The organism is Gottfriedia luciferensis, assembly GCF_001712755.1.
Taxonomy (GTDB): domain Bacteria; phylum Bacillota; class Bacilli; order Bacillales; family Bacillaceae_G; genus Gottfriedia; species Gottfriedia luciferensis_B.
The window spans coordinates 67,343-85,966 of record NZ_MDKC01000001.1; the positions used below are offsets into that span (position 1 = coordinate 67,343).

At 32.5% G+C, this 18,624-nt stretch carries 20 protein-coding genes and 1 other annotated feature; of the genes, 19 read left to right on the top strand and 1 reads right to left on the bottom strand.

The window, feature by feature from the left end; translation table 11 throughout:
* Positions 1 to 68: 68 nt before the first annotated feature.
* The 4 genes from BED47_RS00365 to rpsA all read left to right on the top strand — a co-directional run bounded on the left by BED47_RS00365 (position 69) and on the right by rpsA (position 3,761).
* Positions 69 to 1,037, top strand: coding sequence for an asparaginase (locus BED47_RS00365; RefSeq protein ID WP_069031854.1), 969 nt, complete (start codon positions 69 to 71; stop codon positions 1,035 to 1,037).
* A gap of 492 nt (positions 1,038 to 1,529) precedes the next feature.
* Positions 1,530 to 1,715 (top strand): DUF5359 family protein, encoded by a 186-nt coding sequence (locus tag BED47_RS00370; protein ID WP_069031855.1) that lies wholly within the window; start codon positions 1,530 to 1,532, stop codon positions 1,713 to 1,715.
* 138 nt (positions 1,716 to 1,853) lie between these two features.
* Positions 1,854 to 2,534 carry a (d)CMP kinase gene (cmk, locus tag BED47_RS00375; protein WP_069031856.1) on the top strand — a complete coding sequence of 227 codons (681 nt, stop codon included), beginning with the start codon at positions 1,854 to 1,856 and terminating at the stop codon, positions 2,532 to 2,534.
* A 108-nt stretch (positions 2,535 to 2,642) separates the two neighbouring features.
* Positions 2,643 to 3,761, top strand: a complete 1,119-nt coding sequence (gene rpsA, locus BED47_RS00380) for a 30S ribosomal protein S1 (protein ID WP_069031857.1) — start codon at positions 2,643 to 2,645, stop codon at positions 3,759 to 3,761.
* 47 nt (positions 3,762 to 3,808) lie between these two features.
* On the opposite strand, the gene BED47_RS00385 is transcribed toward rpsA, so the two are convergent.
* Positions 3,809 to 3,946 (bottom strand): YpzI family protein, encoded by a 138-nt coding sequence (locus BED47_RS00385; RefSeq protein WP_069031858.1) that lies wholly within the window; start codon positions 3,944 to 3,946, stop codon positions 3,809 to 3,811.
* Between the two features lie 128 nt (positions 3,947 to 4,074).
* Here BED47_RS00385 and BED47_RS00390 point away from each other — a divergent pair, with 128 nt between their 5' ends.
* From BED47_RS00390 to aroB, 15 genes are all read left to right on the top strand, one after another.
* Positions 4,075 to 4,665, top strand: a complete 591-nt coding sequence (locus BED47_RS00390; protein WP_069031859.1) for a YphA family membrane protein — start codon at positions 4,075 to 4,077, stop codon at positions 4,663 to 4,665.
* A gap of 132 nt (positions 4,666 to 4,797) precedes the next feature.
* The gene (gene der, locus BED47_RS00395; protein ID WP_069031860.1) at positions 4,798 to 6,108 is read left to right on the top strand and encodes a ribosome biogenesis GTPase Der; all 1,311 of its coding nucleotides are present in this window, start codon (positions 4,798 to 4,800) and stop codon (positions 6,106 to 6,108) included.
* A 43-nt stretch (positions 6,109 to 6,151) separates the two neighbouring features.
* Positions 6,152 to 7,189, top strand: a complete 1,038-nt coding sequence (locus BED47_RS00400) for an NAD(P)H-dependent glycerol-3-phosphate dehydrogenase (RefSeq protein ID WP_069031861.1) — start codon at positions 6,152 to 6,154, stop codon at positions 7,187 to 7,189.
* Positions 7,190 to 7,327: 138 nt separating this feature from the next.
* Positions 7,328 to 7,597 (top strand): stage VI sporulation protein F, encoded by a 270-nt coding sequence (locus BED47_RS00405; protein WP_056466710.1) that lies wholly within the window; start codon positions 7,328 to 7,330, stop codon positions 7,595 to 7,597.
* Positions 7,598 to 8,038: 441 nt separating this feature from the next.
* Positions 8,039 to 8,236, top strand: coding sequence for a DUF2768 domain-containing protein (locus BED47_RS00410; protein ID WP_069031862.1), 198 nt, complete (start codon positions 8,039 to 8,041; stop codon positions 8,234 to 8,236).
* 21 nt (positions 8,237 to 8,257) lie between these two features.
* Positions 8,258 to 8,974, top strand: a complete 717-nt coding sequence (locus BED47_RS00415) for a hypothetical protein (RefSeq protein ID WP_069031863.1) — start codon at positions 8,258 to 8,260, stop codon at positions 8,972 to 8,974.
* A 196-nt stretch (positions 8,975 to 9,170) separates the two neighbouring features.
* The gene (gene spoIVA / locus BED47_RS00420) at positions 9,171 to 10,649 is read left to right on the top strand and encodes a stage IV sporulation protein A (protein WP_069031864.1); all 1,479 of its coding nucleotides are present in this window, start codon (positions 9,171 to 9,173) and stop codon (positions 10,647 to 10,649) included.
* A gap of 472 nt (positions 10,650 to 11,121) precedes the next feature.
* Positions 11,122 to 11,394: an HU family DNA-binding protein gene (locus tag BED47_RS00425; RefSeq protein ID WP_056466694.1), complete on the top strand. Its 273-nt coding sequence runs from the start codon at positions 11,122 to 11,124 to the stop codon at positions 11,392 to 11,394.
* Between the two features lie 242 nt (positions 11,395 to 11,636).
* The gene (folE, locus tag BED47_RS00430) at positions 11,637 to 12,209 is read left to right on the top strand and encodes a GTP cyclohydrolase I FolE (RefSeq protein WP_069031865.1); all 573 of its coding nucleotides are present in this window, start codon (positions 11,637 to 11,639) and stop codon (positions 12,207 to 12,209) included.
* 174 nt (positions 12,210 to 12,383) lie between these two features.
* A complete protein-coding gene (locus BED47_RS00435) occupies positions 12,384 to 13,055 on the top strand; it encodes a heptaprenyl diphosphate synthase component 1 (protein ID WP_069031866.1) in 672 nt (223 codons plus the stop codon).
* Between the two features lie 41 nt (positions 13,056 to 13,096).
* Positions 13,097 to 13,807 carry a demethylmenaquinone methyltransferase gene (locus tag BED47_RS00440; RefSeq protein WP_069031867.1) on the top strand — a complete coding sequence of 237 codons (711 nt, stop codon included), beginning with the start codon at positions 13,097 to 13,099 and terminating at the stop codon, positions 13,805 to 13,807.
* A gap of 44 nt (positions 13,808 to 13,851) precedes the next feature.
* The gene (hepT, locus tag BED47_RS00445) at positions 13,852 to 14,814 is read left to right on the top strand and encodes a heptaprenyl diphosphate synthase component II (RefSeq protein WP_069031868.1); all 963 of its coding nucleotides are present in this window, start codon (positions 13,852 to 13,854) and stop codon (positions 14,812 to 14,814) included.
* Between the two features lie 225 nt (positions 14,815 to 15,039).
* Positions 15,040 to 15,486, top strand: a complete 447-nt coding sequence (ndk, locus tag BED47_RS00450; protein ID WP_069031869.1) for a nucleoside-diphosphate kinase — start codon at positions 15,040 to 15,042, stop codon at positions 15,484 to 15,486.
* Between the two features lie 234 nt (positions 15,487 to 15,720).
* Positions 15,721 to 15,949: a binding site (T-box leader), on the top strand.
* Positions 15,950 to 16,196: 247 nt separating this feature from the next.
* A complete protein-coding gene (gene aroC / locus BED47_RS00455) occupies positions 16,197 to 17,366 on the top strand; it encodes a chorismate synthase (RefSeq protein WP_069031870.1) in 1,170 nt (389 codons plus the stop codon).
* Positions 17,366 to 18,451 (top strand): 3-dehydroquinate synthase, encoded by a 1,086-nt coding sequence (gene aroB, locus BED47_RS00460; RefSeq protein ID WP_069031871.1) that lies wholly within the window; start codon positions 17,366 to 17,368, stop codon positions 18,449 to 18,451. The genes aroC and aroB overlap by 1 nt, the downstream gene beginning before the upstream one ends.
* Positions 18,452 to 18,624: the final 173 nt, after the last annotated feature.

The window sequence follows — 18,624 nt, forward strand, 5'->3', positions numbered from 1 at the left end:
CGAGCCGTTTTCTGTTTACTTAAATAATTTTAAAATGTTATAATTTCATGTGAAATGAGGTGCTTAAAATGAAAAAAGTAGTATTAATAACAACAGGTGGAACGATTGCAAGTAAACCAAATGCAGAATCAGGTAAATTAGATTCTGGAGCATTGTCAGGTCAAGAAATTGCAGAAATGCTCAATTTACCAAAAGATATAAATGTAATTGTTGATTCTTTTTTCCAAGTTCCAAGTATGCACATAGGCTTCGAACATTGGATGTTATTAAAGAATAAAATTGAAGAATATTATCAAGACGAAACTATCGATGGGGTTGTCGTTACCCATGGAACTGATACGTTAGAAGAAACGGCTTACTTTTTAGATTTAACAATTGACGACGATCGTCCAGTTGTTATTACTGGCTCTCAAAGATCACCAGGAGAATTAGGTACAGATGCTTTTATCAATTTAAGACATGCAATTTATACTGCATCTGACGAATCTACTCGAAACGTTGGTACAGTTGTTGTCTTTAATGAACGTATTTTTACTGCAAAATATGTTAAAAAAGAACATGCATCTAATATTCAAGGATTTAACGTATTTGGATTCGGATACCTAGGTATTATCGATAACGATAAAGTACATATCTATCAAAAACCGGTATTAAAGGATAAATACAAAATTACAAGTGAGTTACCTCAAGTTGATATAATTAAATGTTATATTGAAGCTAAAGGATATTTAATTAAAGCAGCTGTTGAAAATGGAGCTAAAGGTATTGTCCTTGAAGGCGTTGGAAGAGGACAAGTATCTCCACATATGACTGAAGAAATCGAAAAAGCGGTTAAAGATGGCATTAAAGTAGTCATCACAACAAGTTCTGAAGAAGGCGAAGTATATCCGACTTATGATTATTACGGAAGTGCCTATGATTTAGTTAATAAAGGTGTTATTTTAGGTAAAGATTATGATAGCAAAAAGGCAAGAATTAAATTAACTGTTATGTTAGCATCCGAAGTGAATGATATTCTCGAAGGATTCTCTAAATAATTTTACTTATTTATACATTTCTCAAAAACGTGCATAGCACGTTTTTTTGGTGTTGAAACACAAATGTTCAAACGTATATTAAGTAAAACTCTTTGATTGTATATTTAATTTCTTTATAGTCTATTAAGGCTTTTAAAAGTTAATATGACAGTTTTAAAAAGTCAACAAAATCTAGTGCTTTTTATTTTTAAAAAGTTAAAAATATTTAAGAGCTAGTTTTGGAGGGATGATCGATTCCTATGGGATATACGGGAAGGCTAAAGACCCCACAGGCTTGCCGAGGAGGCTAAAGAATCTCGCCACATGGAAAGCGAGCATCCTGTAGTGGAAATCAACATCACTCTACTCCTTTTACGAAAATTTTGTAATTTATTGACAAGGTTTTTTTGATTAATACAGTTAAAAGTTAAATGAATTAAAACTTAAATTCAAAATTGTGTATAAAATTAAATGAATCTAATCATACTGGTAATAAAAAAGGTATGATTTTAAATGAAAAGAATCGAACGAATACTATTTAAATTAATTATTATTCAATTATTTTGTTTAGTTATAAGTCAATACGTCTTATCATTCCCTAGTCTTTCTGTCTATTTAACGAAAATTGAATTATATGAAGGCGTTACGCAAAAAGCTAAAGACGTAACGAGAGAAGTATATAATCATATTGGTAAATAGATGAATTCGTCGGAATCATATGGTAATATAAATTAAAGCAGGCTAGCCTGCTTTATTTTTATTTGTTTTTATTTTTTTAGGACATGATAAGATTAAAGGTTGCTATTGAAGTAGCACTTTTTTTATGTAGGAGGACTTATGAGTAAAAAAATTAGTATAGCGATAGATGGACCAGCAGCTGCCGGTAAAAGTACAGTTGCAAAAATTGTTGCAAAAAAATTAGGATATGTTTATATAGACACTGGTGCAATGTACCGTGCTCTAACCTTTAAAGCGATTCAAAACAATATTGATGTAAATAACGAGATGGATTTAAGTAACTTACTTTCAAATATAACGATTAAGTTAATTCCGGAAGAAGGCACTCAAAAAGTTTTCATTGATGATGTTGATGTTTCAGAGCCAATAAGAACACCAGAAGTAACTAGAAATGTATCATTTGTTGCAAAACATAGTTTAGTTCGTGAAAAAATGGTCGATTTACAACGTGAATATGCCGTAAATGGTGGGGTTGTAATGGATGGAAGAGATATTGGGACTCATGTATTAGTTGGTGCAGAAGTTAAGATTTTTATGATTGCTTCTGTGGATGAACGAGCTCAAAGAAGACATATTGAAAACGTTAAAAACGGTTTTGAAAGTGATTTAGAACAATTGAAAATAGAAATAGCAACAAGAGACCGAATTGACTCGGAAAGAGAAGTATCACCATTGAAAAAGGCTGATGATGCAATCTCATTAGATACTACATCTAAAAACATTGATGATGTTGTAAATGAAATATTAACGATTGTTGAAGATAAAATAAAAAATATTTAGAAGAATTAGTCATCAGATTTCTTGACTTTTCTGCTTATTTATTAGAAGGTAAAAGAGGATAATACATAATTGGTCTATCCATTTTTAAAACATAAGGAGGAATATGACATGGTTGAAAAAGTAATGCCAGAAGTTGGGGAAATTATCTCATGTGTAGTAGAACAAATTGAAGATAAGCAAGCAATCGTAGGGTTCGGTGGAAAAACAGATGGTATTCTTCCAATAAAAGAAATTTCAAACGTACATATTGAAAATGTAAATGACGCGCTAACTGTAGGACAAGAAATTGAATTAAAGGTTATTAAAGTTGAGGAAGATACAGTTGTTTTTTCTAAACGTGCTGTAGATTCTGTTAAAGCTTGGGAACAATTAGAAGGAAAATTAGCTAGTAAAGAAGTTTTTGAAGTGATCGTTACAGAGCAAGTAAACGGAGGACTAATTGCAGACGTAGGCGTTCGTGGATTTATTCCTGCTTCACTTGTTTCAAAAAAATTCGTTGAAGATTTAGGTAGCTATGTTGGTCAATCGCTTGAAGTAGTGATTGAAGAACTAGATCGCGAAAAAAATCGAGTAATCCTATCTCATAAAGCTGTTGAGCAATTAAATGAAATTGAAAATCGCCGTCAAGCATACTCTTCTATTAAAGTAGGGCAAATCGTTGAAGGTAAGGTAGAAAGATTAACTAATTTCGGTGCTTTTGTAAATATTGGTGGTGTTGATGGTTTAGTCCATGTATCTCAAATGTCTCATAAACGCGTTACAAAGCCTGAAGAGATTGTAGCTGTAGGTGATACTGTAAAAGTTCAAGTTCTTTCAATTGACTCTGATACAAACCGTATTGCTTTATCAATGAAAGCAATTCAGCCAGGACCATGGGATCAATTAAATCCAAGCATTAAAGCAGAAGCAGTAGTTGAAGGGACTGTAAAACGTCTTACAAACTTTGGTGCATTTGTAGAAGTTCAAAATGGAATTGAAGGATTAGTTCATGTTTCTCAAATTGCTGATAAACATATTAAAAATCCAAACGAAGTCCTAACAGTTGGTCAAGAAGTAAAAGTAAAAGTTTTAGAAATTAATCCTACTGAAAAACGCTTATCATTAAGCATTAAAGAAGCTGGTGAAGCTGAACTTCAAGAGGATATTGCTAAATACGTACAACCAAGTGAAAGTGGTTTCCAATTAAGCGAATTACTTGGTGATAAATTAAATAAATTTAAAAAATAATAAAAAATCCTTCAGCCATTTGCTGAAGGATTTTTAATTCGAACATTTTAGTTATGTTGATTTTCTGCTCTTGCTTCCTCAGGTGTGTCTAAACGCGTAGCACCTTTGTTATGAATGCTTTGATCTCGATCAGATTCAACTCTTCTAGATTGTTTAAGCTTCTTTTCTTGACGATCTTTTCCCACTCGTTTCACCTCCAAAAATATCTCATTTATAGATTCGTTTTAAATGCAACTTCTTATACACTTTCTTTTCTTTTTGATTATTTTTGAAATATGAATTGTTCATACTAGTACTATTAGGAGGTTTTCGTGTGCAAGGTAGTCTATTTATCATTACTTCTTGGATGACTGTTTTATTTCTTTTGATTTTTCGGGATCGAACTAAGAAGAATTTCTTGTATTTAGCGGGAGTACTTATATTAATTAGCGGTTCAGCTTACACAATTGATCTATTTTCAATTGAAATAAATTTTTCATATATCATTATAATTTTTATCATAAGCTACTTTATTAGTTTATTAAATTTTATTGAACAAATAGTGCATTTCTTTAAAGGCCTGATTATAGGCATGACATTTAGTGTAGTTACACTGCTTTCGATTTATGATCCTGCAAGTTTTTTTATTGATGAGAGGATAATCAGTTCATTTTTTGTAATAGTACTTTCTTTCTTTTTAAGTAAATCCTATTTTGACAAAATGCGTTATATAACAATTGGTCTAGTTCAGGGAGACATTTTTAATTATTTTACGTTTAAGTCGATTAATTTTAAATATATAATTGGAGATTTAAATTGGTTTGATACTTTAATTATGTCCATTTTATTATTGTCAGCAATTCAATTCATAGCAGTTTACGTATCGAAAATAAGTCTCAAAAACAGAAAATTACTAAAAAGTTGAAGTGTATTGGTCTTTTCTCATATTTTTTGTTAAAATAGATAAGTTATTTAAATAAATCAATTTTTAAAACAAAACTAAAACTCATTTAGATGATTTAAATGGTACATAGTTATGCTAGGAAGGATGAATTAAATGTCTAAACCGACAGTTGCAATAGTTGGACGACCAAATGTAGGGAAATCAACTATTTTTAATAGGATAGTGGGAGAAAGAATTTCAATTGTAGAAGATATTCCAGGGGTTACTCGTGATCGTATTTACAGTTCAGGAGAGTGGTTAAATCAAGAATTTAGTTTAATCGATACAGGTGGAATTGACATTGGTGATGAGCCATTTTTAGAGCAAATTCGTCAACAAGCTGAAATCGCAATGGATGAAGCGGATGTTATTATATTTCTAACAAATGGTCGTGAGGGTGTTACAGCGGCTGATGAGGAAGTTGCTAAAATCCTTTATAAAACAAAAAAACCGGTAGTATTAGCAGTTAATAAAGTCGATAATCCAGAAATGAGAAGTGATATTTACGACTTCTATGCATTAGGATTTGGAGAAGTATTTCCAATCTCAGGTTCACATGGTTTAGGACTAGGTGATTTACTTGATGAAGTAGTAAAACATTTCCCTGACCAAGAAGATGAAAATTACGATGAGGAGACAATTAAATTCAGTTTAATTGGACGACCAAATGTAGGGAAGTCTTCTTTAGTAAATGCATTATTAGGTCAAGATCGTGTAATCGTAAGTAATGTGGCTGGAACTACACGTGATGCTGTCGATACACCTTATTCAAAAGATGGCCAAGACTACGTTATTATCGATACAGCTGGTATGAGAAAAAAAGGTAAAGTTTATGAAAGTACGGAAAAATACAGCGTACTACGTGCTTTACGTGCAATTGAGAGATCAGATGTCGTCTTAGTCGTATTAGATGGTGAAGAAGGTATTATTGAACAAGATAAGAAGATAGCTGGATATGCACATCAAGCAGGTAGATCAGTTGTTATTGTTGTTAATAAATGGGATGCAGTAGAAAAAGATGAAAAAACGATGAATGAATTCATTGAAAACATTCGAGCACATTTCCAATTCTTAGACTATGCTCCAATTGTATTCCTATCAGCTAAAACGAAGAAAAGAACTCAAACTTTATTACCAATGATTAATAAAGCGTGTGAAAGCCATAGTTTACGCGTTCCAACAAATGTATTAAATGATGTTATTATGGATGCAATTGCGATGAATCCAACACCAACACATAATGGACAAAGATTAAGAGTGTATTATGCAACTCAAGTAGCAATTAAACCACCAACATTTGTTGTTTTTGTAAATGATCCTGAATTACTTCACTTTAGTTATGAGCGTTTCTTAGAAAATCGTATTAGAGATGCTTTTGATTTTGAGGGATCTCCAATTAAGATTATCGGTCGTGCACGAGCTTAAATTCGATGTGAAATATGGATTCTTTATGAAGGGGAGTGTTGAATTGGAAAAAATCGCTGTTTTAGGTGCGGGTAGTTGGGGAACTGCTTTAGCCATGGTTTTATCAGATAATGGGCATACGGTTACTTTATGGGGAAATAAATCCGAACAAATAAATGAAATAAATGAACAACATACTAATAAAAGATATTTGCCGGAAATTAATTTACCTCAAAATTTAAAAGCATCGGTCAATTTAAAGGAAGCTATAAATGGAGCTAACTATATTTTGCTTGTTGTTCCGACCAAAGCAATAAGAGAAGTTTGCCAACAACTAAATAATGAATTAACGAACGAGGTTACAATAATCCATGCAAGTAAAGGGATTGAGCCTGATACTTCTAAGCGTGTTTCAGAAATGATCTCTGAAGAAATAGATTCGAAATTCTTAAAATCAGTAGTTGTATTATCAGGTCCAAGTCATGCTGAAGAAGTTGCTTTAAGACATCCAACGACTGTAACATCGGCATCTAAAAATATGGAAGATGCGGAAGTTGTTCAGGAATTATTCTCAAATGGTTATTTCCGTGTATACACAAACGAAGATGTAATTGGTGTAGAAATTGGTGGAGCCTTAAAGAATATTATCGCACTTGCTGCTGGTATTACTGACGGACTTGGTTATGGCGACAACGCGAAGGCGGCTTTAATGACACGTGGACTTGCAGAAATAATTCGTTTAGGTAAGGCTATGGGAGCTAATACTCAAACTTTTGCAGGTTTAACTGGAATGGGCGACTTAATCGTAACTTGTACGAGTGTACATAGCCGTAACTGGAGAGCTGGTAATTTATTAGGGAAAGGCAAATCGTTAGACGAGGTATTAGATAATATGGGTATGGTCGTTGAAGGAGTTCGAACGACAAAGGCTGCATATCAATTAGCAAAACAAGTAAATGTAGAGATGCCAATTGTTAATGAATTACACGCAGTATTATTTGAAAATAAAAATCCAAAATTAGCAGTTGATGCACTTATGTCTCGTGTAAAAAAACACGAGGGCGAAAGTACTTCAAATTATATTAGCGATCTTGCTGAGTAATTAATTTTATTAAAATAGATAGTTTAAAAGCATTAAAACTTTGTTTTAATGCTTTTTCTTATGTGGACTAAAAATAGGCGTTTCACCATTTCTCTTTTTTTGCATAGCATATGTTGTATAGAAAAGAAGGAGGTTTGAATGGTGACTAATAATAATCCAAATGGTTTCTTCGATAAGATTGAAAAGAAAGCAAATGTAAGCAAATCAGATATTTTTAAAGTCGCTGATTCAGTAAAAGATGCAAACTTTAAAGATGAAGCAACAGTTAGAAAACTAGTCCGTCAAATTGCATTGATGACAGGTCGTCAAGTTTCTAAGGAAAAAGAAGACAAAATCGTTCAAGCGATTGTTACGAATAATATGCCATTAGATTTTCAATCATTAACAAATATGTTTAAACAAAAATAATTGGGCTTATTCTTCAGCGATGTATTTAGTGCATAATCATACATTTTCGCATACTATAGAATGACTTATACCGGATGTATTCTGGTGGGTGTTAGTCGAGGATGATTACGAAGCAATTGCCCCAGTTTGCTTCGAAGAAAGAAGGAGTATATTTATACTTTTTCTTTCTTTTTATTTTGTCCTTTTAAATATGTGAATGGTCCTGTATCCTCCTTGGATGGTTTTTATCAAGGAGGTATTTTGATGGTGTTTGTAAAGGGTGTAAATAGTGAATATGTTCTAATGGTTTTTTATGAAGCAGGAAATAAATTTAAAACAGACAAGTATACGTAAGCATTAAATAAGTCGATAATGTCTTAATAGGATTAAAAAGATTTTAATTCAAATCATGTGATTATTTTGATACTATAATAATGGTAGAAAATACATAGGGGGAACATAATGAACTCGGCACATATTAATGAAATTATTTCTTTTGTTGGAATCGGATTAATGCTTTTATCATTATTTTTAATTTTCTTGAGTAGAAACAAAATAAAAATAAAATTTTTAAAAATGATTACAGCCTTCATTGCTTATATGTCTTTAATTATTTCTGGGATTTTAATTACATATATCGTATTAAGCTGGCCTAGTTAATTTAGAATAAAGGGGACTAACATGAAAAAGCTATTTCTTTCCATTCTAATGTGCTTTGTTATCAGTCTATTGAGTGGCTGTTTATATCCACAAGATAAACTTGCACAAAATCAAGTACCATATGATGATCAATTGCAATCTGTTCAAACTGCAGTTAATAAATTTAAGGAAAACAATTCAGGAATGTTACCTATTAAAAACAAGGATATGAGTACACCTATTTATATTAAATATCCAATTGATTTTACAAAACTAACACCTGGCTATTTAAGTGATGCACCTGGTAATTCTTATGAAAATGGTGGGATCTTCCAGTACGTATTAGTAGATGCAGAGAAGAATCCGACTGTTAAATTAGTCGATCTTAGAATTGCAGAAAAACTAAGAGATGTTTCATTAAGAGTACAAGTTTATAAAGATAAACATACTTATCCACCAATCAAGAAAACATTGGCTAATGGTGTTTTTCTATTAAACTATAAAAAGATGGGTTTCAAACAAGAACCATTTGTAGTCAGTCCTTATAGTAATAAGAACTTACCAATCGTCATGGGGAATGATGGGGAGTTTTATGTTGACTACTCAACTGATTTATATGCAAAAATTAAAGAAGCAAAAAATTATAAGTTTGGTGAAGATATTCGTTCTATTTTAGTAAAAGACTCACCAATCGTGCCTGCATACTCACTTCCATATACGATTAAAGATGGACAACCAGTGTTTTTAGAACAAAAATAAATAATATAAATCATAATCCTTTGATAAAAGAATACATTTTATCGAAGGATTATTTTATTTGATCCCAAGTGAATAAAAAGAAAAAATAAAAAATCTTGTCATAACTCACTAGGACAACATCATAGAATGATATTGTCATAGGTATACTACTTCAAGTCAATTATTCCCATGTATTGATAAATCGGGAGGGGAACACATGGAAAAGATAGATATTTTTAAAGACATTGCCGAGCGCACAGGAGGAGATATCTACTTAGGTGTTGTAGGTGCTGTGCGTACTGGTAAATCAACATTTATTAAACGCTTTATGGAAGCAGTTGTAATCCCTAATATTCAAAATGAAGCTGACCGTGCTAGAGCACATGATGAATTACCTCAAAGTGCAGCAGGTAAAACAATAATGACTACTGAACCAAAATTCGTTCCGAATCAAGGCGTAAAAATTCATGTAGCGGATGGGTTAGATGTAAATATTCGATTAGTAGATTGCGTTGGTTATAGTGTACCAGGGGCTAAAGGATATGAGGATGAAAATGGTCCTAGAATGATTAGCACTCCTTGGTATGAAGAGCCGATTCCATTTAATGAAGCGGCAGAAATCGGTACAAGAAAAGTTATTCAAGAGCATTCAACAATTGGAGTTGTTGTAACAACAGATGGCACAATTGGAGAAATTGCTAGATACGATTATATCGAAGCAGAGGAACGTGTAGTTGCTGAATTAAAAGAAGTTGGAAAACCTTTCATTATGGTGATCAACTCTTCTCAGCCATATCATCCTAATACAGAGGCACTTAGACAAGAACTATCAGAAAAGTACGATATTCCTGTCATCGCATTAAGTGTTGAAGCAATGCGCGAAGGAGACGTAATGAACGTACTTCGCGAAGCTTTATACGAATTCCCAGTCCTTGAAGTGAACGTAAACTTACCTAGCTGGGTCTTAGTTTTAAAAGAAAATCACTGGCTACGCCAAAGCTATCAAGAAGCAATTCAAGAAACAGTTAAAGATATTAAACGATTAAGAGATGTAGATTATGTAGTTGGCCAATTTAGTGATTATGAATTTATTGAACATGCACAACTTGCTGGAATAGATATGGGGCAAGGGGTTGCAGAAATTGATTTATCCGCACCAGATGAGTTATATGATCAAGTCTTAAAAGAAGTAGTGGGAGTAGAAATTCGCGGTAAAGATCATTTATTAGAATTAATGCAAGATTTCGCTCACGCAAAACAAGAGTATGATCAAGTAGCAGATGCCTTAAGAATGGTTAAACAAACAGGATATGGAGTTGCTGCACCTTCGCTTTTAGATATGAGCTTAGATGAGCCAGAAATTATACGCCATGGTTCAAGGTTTGGTGTCAAATTAAAAGCAGTAGCGCCTTCTATTCATATGATTAAAGTTGATGTTGAGTCAACGTTTGAACCAATTATCGGAACTGAAAAACAAAGTGAAGAACTTGTTAAATACTTAATGCAAGATTTTGAAGATAATCCATTATCAATTTGGAACTCAGATATATTTGGACGTTCATTAAGTTCAATCGTACGTGAAGGCATCCAAGCGAAACTTTCTCTAATGCCTGAAAATGCAAGATATAAATTGAAAGAAACTTTAGAAAGAATTATTAACGAAGGAAGTGGCGGCTTAATTGCAATTATCCTTTAATCATTAATTAATCAGGTGGTCAAAACCATCTGATTTTTTTTGTGTTAGCAAAATATAAACATGTATTTTTAGAAAATCTAAATGCTTATATTTTATCTGGTGAAATGAACGTTTTAAAAAAATCACAAAAAATTAGCAAGAGAAAATAAATGTTATTCGACAAAATCCAACAAATATAAATTTATTAAAAATCATCAATAAATTTTATAAAATGCCGAATAATTCAGTAATCATCGTACCTCCAGAAGTACTTATTAGAAAATTGAAGACGAAAAAGGAACTTTTCAGAAAAATCGCCACCTGTTTTCGAGTAATTCCAACATTTTCTTATAAAACATATTGAAAAAAGCCGTAGAATCGTATAATATAAGGCATGACAAAGAAATTAATTGGAATTTGTTGTATAAAATTTAAAATTTTGGTCACAAATGAAATTAAGAAACATCTAAAATTTTGGGAGGAGGTGAAAGACATGAACAAAACAGATTTAATCAATGCAGTTGCTGAAGCTGGTGAATTAACTAAAAAACAAGCTACTTTAGCAGTAGACGCTGTATTCGAATCAATTCTTGGTGCGTTACAAAACGGGGATAAAGTACAATTAATCGGATTTGGTAACTTTGAAGTTCGTGAGCGTGCAGCTCGTAAAGGACGTAATCCACAAACTGGCGAGGAAATCGAAATCGCAGCTAGTAAAGTTCCAGCTTTCAAACCTGGTAAAGCGCTTAAGGATGCAGTAAAATAATTACATAATTTAAGCGAAAAAGAAGGATGCTAAAAAAAGCATCCTTCTTTTTTTGCTAAAAAAGTCCAAAAAGTCTTATGTTTTAGGGAGCAATAATTAATTTTGGACAAAGAAAGCGTCGATTTTAGGTAGTCTAAAAGAAAGTATCCTTCTTTTTTTTGCCTATAAAAAAAGAATTATGTTAAAATAAAACGAATCTGATAGTGAATATTAGAATTTTTTTTAGCATGGGGGATCAATTAATGAATGAAGTTAATTTAGAAAAAATTGAACAAGCGGTTCGTCTAATTCTCGAAGCTATCGGTGATGATCCAAATAGAGAAGGAATTTACGAAACGCCAAAACGAGTTGCGAAAATGTATGCTGAAGTATTCTCTGGGATGCGCCAAGATGAAAAAGCTCATTTACATAAAGTATTTGGTGAAGATCATGAAGAATTAGTTCTTGTTAAAGATATTCCATTCCATTCAATGTGCGAGCATCATCTATTACCTTTTTACGGAGTTGCACATGTAGCTTATATACCTAGAAATGGTAGAGTAACTGGTTTAAGTAAATTAGCACGTACTGTAGAAACAGTAGCTAAAAGACCACAGTTACAAGAGCGTATTACTGCCTCAGTAGTTGATGCAATTATGGACGTGCTACAACCACACGGAGCAATGGTAGTTGTTGAAGCAGAACATATGTGTATGTCTATGCGTGGAGTAAGAAAACCAGGCTCAAAAACTGTTACGACTGCTGTGCGTGGCTCACTTAAAGAGGATGTGCAAGGAAGAAATGAAATTCTTGCAATGATTCATTCTTCTAAATAGAATCAAATAATCAAAAGCAGGGCTTTTAATAGGCAGTCTAAAAAGCCGGAAGTCCTGCTTTTTTTAAAATATTCATTTATAAATAATGCAAGTTGATTGAGCAATCAACTTATACCATCTAAAATACTTATGGTATAATGAAAAAATCAGTTATAAATGGAATGGATGGAAATAATGAATAGTATTCTCGAGTTAAAAAATGAAGTAATCACTCAAATCTTACATACGATTAGACACCCATATTTAAATCAACATCTTCAAGCACCTACCATTGATGATGTAAAGGTTACTTTATTAATCAATTTATTAAAAGAACACAATTTTACGAGTGATAAAATTGTACATTACTGTAAAGCCTTGATGATTCATCAAATTGCATTAGATACACATGAAAAAGTATCCACATTTGAAGGTACACCAATGGATCGAGAAAAGAAACAATTAACCGTATTAGAAGGGGACTTATATAGTGGACTATATTACGATGCTCTATCTAAAACTGGGGAGATTGGATTAATACGAGAACTTTCATATGCTGTTAAAGAAATGAATGAAGAGAAGATCAATCTAGTTCATGAACAATTTAGTTCTTTAGAAGATCTTTTCAACTGTATAACTGTAATCGAATCGACTATTCTTGTACATTTTGCAAAATTTATATCAGCTGAAGAATCAATAAAGCATATTGAGCAAGAATGTTTAATGTCAAGACTGAAAAAAGAATTCGAACGATTTTCAGTAGAAAACTGCTCTGATTTTATTTCGCAATTTCAAAGAATATTGGGGATTGTTGATTTAACGAAAACAAAAGAAGAATTATCAAAAATAATACAATTACAAAATTAATCTACATAGAAGTAATCGTAATTAGTTTAGTGGGGGTTTATATGACTCAATCAAAAGAAGAACGCGTACATGACGTGTTTGAAAAGATTTACAATAAATATGATACAATGAATGGTATTATTAGTTTTAGACGACATATTGCTTGGCGCAAACAAACTATGAAAATTATGAATGTTCAAAAAGGTATGAAAGCGCTTGATGTATGCTGTGGTACTGGTGAATGGACAATTGCACTTGCAAATACAGTTGGAAAAGATGGAGAAGTAGTAGGATTAGACTTTAGTAAAAATATGCTATCTATCGGTGAAGAAAAAGTTAAAAATATGCATTTAGACCAAGTAAAATTAATTCATGGTAATGCTATGGAGTTACCATTTGAGGACAACTATTTTGATGTTGTTACAATTGGATTTGGTTTAAGAAATGTTCCAGATTATTATCAAGTGTTGAAGGAAATGACGAGAGTTGTAAAGCCTGGAGGTATTGTTGTTTGTTTAGAAACATCACAACCGACTGCATTTGGTGTTAGACATGTGTATAAAGCGTATTTTAAATACATCATGCCGATTTTTGGGAAAATATTTGCTAAAAGCTTTAAAGAATACTCTTGGTTACAAGAAAGTGCAAGCACGTTTCCAGGAATGAACGAACTTGCAAATCTTTTCAAAAAAGCAGGTTTAGAAAAAATAAAAATTAAACCTTATACTTTTGGTGTAGCAGCAATGCATTTAGGTGTTAAACCAAAAAGCTAGTTACAAAAAAGCGAGAAAATGGGATGAATAGTAAGGTGAACGGAATGAAGGTTAAATGGAAATATTCTTATTTAAAAAAGGACATTAATGAGATTGAGAGCACGCTGCATAAAGTAGTCAATTCTTCTCAACCAATTTTGAAAAATGCATCTGTACAGTTGCTCGAATCTGGTGGGAAAAGAATTAGACCAGTTTTTGTATTGCTTAGTGCTAAATTTGGACAATATAACCTTCAATCGATTAAAAATGTAGCAGCTACTTTGGAAATCATACATATGGCATCTTTAGTTCATGATGATGTAATTGATGAAGCTAGTTTACGAAGAGGTAAACCGACAATCAATTCAACATACAATGATCGTGTTGCTATGTATGCAGGGGATTTTTTATTTGCAAAAGCATTGGAATGTATGTCAGAAATCGAAATCCCATTGGCCCATCAAAAACTATCTGAGACTATTTTAGAGATTTGTTTAGGTGAAATTGAACAAATAAAAGATAAATATAATTTTGACCAAAATTTAAAATGTTATTTAAGAAGAATTAAACGAAAAACTGCCCTTTTAATTTCAGCGAGTTGTGAAATTGGTGCAATTGCATCAGGAGCCTCTCCAGCTTTTCAAAAATGTCTAAAAGATTACGGATACTATTTAGGTATGTCCTTTCAAATTATGGACGATATTCTTGATTTTACGGCTTCTGAGAAGGAATTAGGGAAACCATCAGGTAGCGACTTAATTCAAGGTAATATTACACTACCTGTCTTGTTTGCGATGAATGATTTAGCTTTTAAAGAGAAAATTGAATCTGTTTATGAAGGAATCGATCCGGAAACTGTAAAACCTCTTATAAATCAAATTCGCAAAAGTACATATATTAAAGCAGCAAGAAAAGTTAGTGAAGCATATTTACAAAAATCTTTAAACAGTATCAACAGCCTTCCTAATAGTGAAGCAAAGGAAATGTTAATATTAATTGCTAAAAATATTGGAAATCGAAAAAACTAGAGGCGGGAAAATGCTAGTGCATTTACAACTGCCTCTTTTGGCTTTTTAGATACGTATAGAACTCCAGTTAATCAGTTATATTGATTAAAGTTAATCAATAATCTGGAAGCGATTTCAATTTTTATAATATAACAAGATTTTAAACTATTGATAATTTTATAAATTGATGTTACTATTCTAACTGTGTTGTTTATACATAATTGAAATCAAGTGAGGTAGAGCATAATGGAAAGAACTTATTTAATGGTAAAACCTGATGGTGTACAACGTAACTTAATTGGTGAAATCGTTTCACGTTTCGAAAAAAAGGGGTTCCAATTAGTTGGAGCTAAATTAATGCAAGTGAGTAAAGACCAAGCTGAAACTCACTATGCTGAGCACAAAGAACGTCCTTTCTTTGGTGAATTAGTAGACTTCATCACTTCAAGCCCAGTATTCGCTATGGTTTGGGAAGGCGAAAATGTAATCGCTACCGCTCGTCAAATGATGGGAGCAACAAACCCAAAAGATTCAGCACCAGGAACGATCCGTGGTGAGTATGCTGCAACTGTAGGTAAAAACATTATTCATGGTTCAGATTCACCTGCTAGTGCAGAACGTGAAATCGGTATTTTCTTCAATCAAAATGAATTAGTTGAATACTCTAAGCTTATTAAAGAGTGGGTATACTAATAAAATAGTTTTACACAAAACAAAGAAGTCAGCATATTGCTGGCTTTTTTTTATAGGAAAATATTAAAATCTAGACCTGTGGATAAATTTTTTATTAACTTAAGAAGAATCGATATGAGTAAGCGAAATAGAGGGAAAGTTGCAAATAGTAATAAAATATTGCATTGACAGCTTCTTTAAATCTGCTTATAATCATCATTAATAAGTTTTTAAATGAATCTTTTGACAATTAAATAACTTGCGTTGATAAGGATACAGTAAGCATAATTTCACTGTTTCAGAGAGCTGACGAAAGCTGCGAGTCAGTACATAAAATATGCCAAAATTTCATTCTTGGAGCAATTTCTATTTTCATTTTATGAAAATAGAAACGGTCGTTTTGATCGTTAAAAAAATCAAGGTGGTGAACAGAGCTTTAGTTCACAACTAGGGTGGTACCGCGATTAATTAATTCGTCCCTACTGTTTATTCAGTAGGGACTTTTTGTTTTTATTTTTTTACATGCTACTTCTGGATGAAAAGAAGAGAGAGGTGCCTAAGCAATTAGATTAGTTCATGACGAAACATAATTGAATAGGAAAAAAACTATAGGTTTTTCTACTGAATTATTCATTTTTTTGAATATGGCTCTTTTTTATATTAAATTCAGAATAGGTTGTGCTATAGTAGTAACTAATAATTTTAAACTTACATAAAGAGAAGGTGTTGAAATGCGTTATTTAACAGCTGGTGAATCACATGGTCCACAATTAACTACAATTATTGAAGGCGTTCCAGCAGGCTTACCAATTTTAGCAGAAGAAATAAATGTTGAACTTCGTAGACGACAAGGTGGATATGGAAGAGGGCGAAGAATGCAAATAGAAAAGGATACTGCTCAAATTACTAGCGGTGTTCGACATGGTTATACATTAGGCTCTCCTATCGCATTGGTTGTTGAAAATAACGACTTTAAACATTGGACGAATATTATGGGTCCTGAACCTTTGGACAATCTAGAATACGAAGGAAAAAGAAGCATTACAAAACCAAGACCAGGGCATGCCGATTTAAATGGAGCGATAAAATATGGCTTTAGAGATGTAAGGAATGTTTTAGAGCGATCTTCAGCTCGTGAAACGACTGTACGTGTTGCCGCTGGAGCGGTGGCAAAAAAATTGTTAAGTGAGTTAGGAATCACAATTGCAAGCCATGTTATTGAAATTGGTGGAGTTAAAGCAAAAAATCTAGACTATAAAAATGTAGAAGACTTACATAATAGAGCTGAAAACTCAGAAGTAAGATGTATAGACGCTGAAGCGACAGAAAATATGAAATCGTTAATTGATGATGCAAAACAAAAAGGTGATTCAGTTGGTGGGATTGTAGAAGTTGTTGTTGAAGGTATGCCAGCTGGTGTTGGTAGCTACGTTCATTATGACAGAAAGCTAGACTCAAAAATTGCAGGTGCAATCGTAAGCATTAATGCCTTTAAAGGTGTAGAATTCGGCATCGGGTTTCAAGCTGGCTCTTTACCAGGTAGTGAAGTTCATGATGAGATTGCGTATTCAGAAGAACAAGGCTACTACCGATTATCGAACCGTGCTGGCGGTTTTGAAGGCGGTATGACAACTGGTATGCCAATTGTCGTTCGAGCAGTAATGAAACCTATCCCAACGCTTTACAAGCCGCTAAAGAGCGTTGATATTGAAACAAAGGAAGTTTATGAAGCAAGTATCGAACGTTCTGATAGCTGTGCTGTTCCGGCAGCAAGTGTCGTAGCAGAGCATATTGTTGCTTGGGAAGTTGCAAAAGCAATTATTGAACAATTTGAATCCGATCAACTTGAACGTTTAAAACGTAATATTGAAGATTTCCGTGAGTATGCGAGGAATTTTTAATGAATGTGATAACTGTAAATACAAGCTCTAAACAATACGATGTTTGTATAGGGTTTGGAGTATTGAGTGAACTGCAGTCAAAGTTGGACAGCTTAGTTCCTAAAGTTTCCAAAATACTAATCATTACAGATGATCAAGTTGCTCCACTTTATTTAGAAGAAGTACGACTAAATTGTAGTAAAACAAATAAAGTTGAACACTATATCATTCCACATGGTGAAAAAAGTAAGAGTTTTGCAATATACGAAAATTGTTTAACCTATTGTTTTGATGTCCAATTAGATCGTAATAGCTTAATCATTGCCTTAGGTGGAGGAGTAGTTGGCGATTTAGCTGGATTTGTCGCTGCTACTTATATGCGTGGTATTCGTTTTATCCAATTACCTACTACTTTACTAGCCCACGATAGTGCTATAGGTGGTAAAGTAGCTATCAACCTTCCAAAAGCTAAAAATATAGTTGGCGCATTTTATCAGCCGGAATTAGTATTATATGAATTAAGCTTTTTAACTTCTTTGCCAATAGAGGAATGGAGATCAGGTTTTGCTGAAATTAGTAAGGAAGCCATGATTTCTTCTAACGACAATTTGAGTTGGTTAATGGATCATATACTTTCACTTGAAGAGTTAAATAATGAGTTAGTTGAAAAATGTGTCACAATGGGGATAAGTGTAAAAAATGAAATTGTATCTAGGGACGAAAGAGAAACTGGTGAAAGAGCATTTTTAAACTTAGGCCATACACTTGGGCATGCAATTGAAGCGTATTTAGGTTATGCTAAAACAACTCATGGTGAGGCAATTGCATTTGGAACTTTATTTTCAATCTATTTGAGTGAACAGTTCTTTAAGGTTGACTTAAAATTTAATGAGATAGTAAATTGGTATAATCGATTGAATTATCCTGTTTATTCAAATTTAGAATTAGATCCAATTATTAATCTAATGAAACAAGATAAGAAAAATATCGATTTGAAAATAAAATATATACTATTAAAAAGTTTTGGACATCCAGTGATTTGTGAATTAGAGGAAGACTTTATAAAAGAAAATTTAGATAGTTTTTTAAAACAAATAATTTCATAATGCTTACCTGAAAATGGTGTTTTGATCAAATGTTAAATCAAAATATCATTTTCTTTTTCTAAATTAGGCTAACTAAATCATCGGAAATGAAAAACATAGGACAATTCGTCGAATAGAATTTCAGCGAAAAAAAAGGTTTGATTTAATAAAAAATGGAATGTAAATACATATAG

Excerpts from the sequence above, each read along its gene's own strand:
- BED47_RS00405 (WP_056466710.1), top strand. The coding sequence starts at position 7,328 with ATGGTGACTAATAATAATCCAAATGGTTTCTTCGATAAGATTGAAAAG.
- hepT (WP_069031868.1), top strand. The coding sequence starts at position 13,852 with ATGAAGGTTAAATGGAAATATTCTTATTTAAAAAAGGACATTAATGAG.
- folE (WP_069031865.1), top strand. The coding sequence starts at position 11,637 with ATGAATGAAGTTAATTTAGAAAAAATTGAACAAGCGGTTCGTCTAATT.
- BED47_RS00370 (WP_069031855.1), top strand. The coding sequence starts at position 1,530 with ATGAAAAGAATCGAACGAATACTATTTAAATTAATTATTATTCAATTA.
- cmk (WP_069031856.1), top strand. The coding sequence starts at position 1,854 with ATGAGTAAAAAAATTAGTATAGCGATAGATGGACCAGCAGCTGCCGGT.
- BED47_RS00410 (WP_069031862.1), top strand. The coding sequence starts at position 8,039 with ATGAACTCGGCACATATTAATGAAATTATTTCTTTTGTTGGAATCGGA.
- spoIVA (WP_069031864.1), top strand. The coding sequence starts at position 9,171 with ATGGAAAAGATAGATATTTTTAAAGACATTGCCGAGCGCACAGGAGGA.
- ndk (WP_069031869.1), top strand. The coding sequence starts at position 15,040 with ATGGAAAGAACTTATTTAATGGTAAAACCTGATGGTGTACAACGTAAC.
- BED47_RS00415 (WP_069031863.1), top strand. The coding sequence starts at position 8,258 with ATGAAAAAGCTATTTCTTTCCATTCTAATGTGCTTTGTTATCAGTCTA.
- rpsA (WP_069031857.1), top strand. The coding sequence starts at position 2,643 with ATGGTTGAAAAAGTAATGCCAGAAGTTGGGGAAATTATCTCATGTGTA.
- BED47_RS00425 (WP_056466694.1), top strand. The coding sequence starts at position 11,122 with ATGAACAAAACAGATTTAATCAATGCAGTTGCTGAAGCTGGTGAATTA.
- der (WP_069031860.1), top strand. The coding sequence starts at position 4,798 with ATGTCTAAACCGACAGTTGCAATAGTTGGACGACCAAATGTAGGGAAA.
- aroC (WP_069031870.1), top strand. The coding sequence starts at position 16,197 with ATGCGTTATTTAACAGCTGGTGAATCACATGGTCCACAATTAACTACA.
- BED47_RS00365 (WP_069031854.1), top strand. The coding sequence starts at position 69 with ATGAAAAAAGTAGTATTAATAACAACAGGTGGAACGATTGCAAGTAAA.
- BED47_RS00440 (WP_069031867.1), top strand. The coding sequence starts at position 13,097 with ATGACTCAATCAAAAGAAGAACGCGTACATGACGTGTTTGAAAAGATT.
- aroB (WP_069031871.1), top strand. The coding sequence starts at position 17,366 with ATGAATGTGATAACTGTAAATACAAGCTCTAAACAATACGATGTTTGT.
- BED47_RS00435 (WP_069031866.1), top strand. The coding sequence starts at position 12,384 with ATGAATAGTATTCTCGAGTTAAAAAATGAAGTAATCACTCAAATCTTA.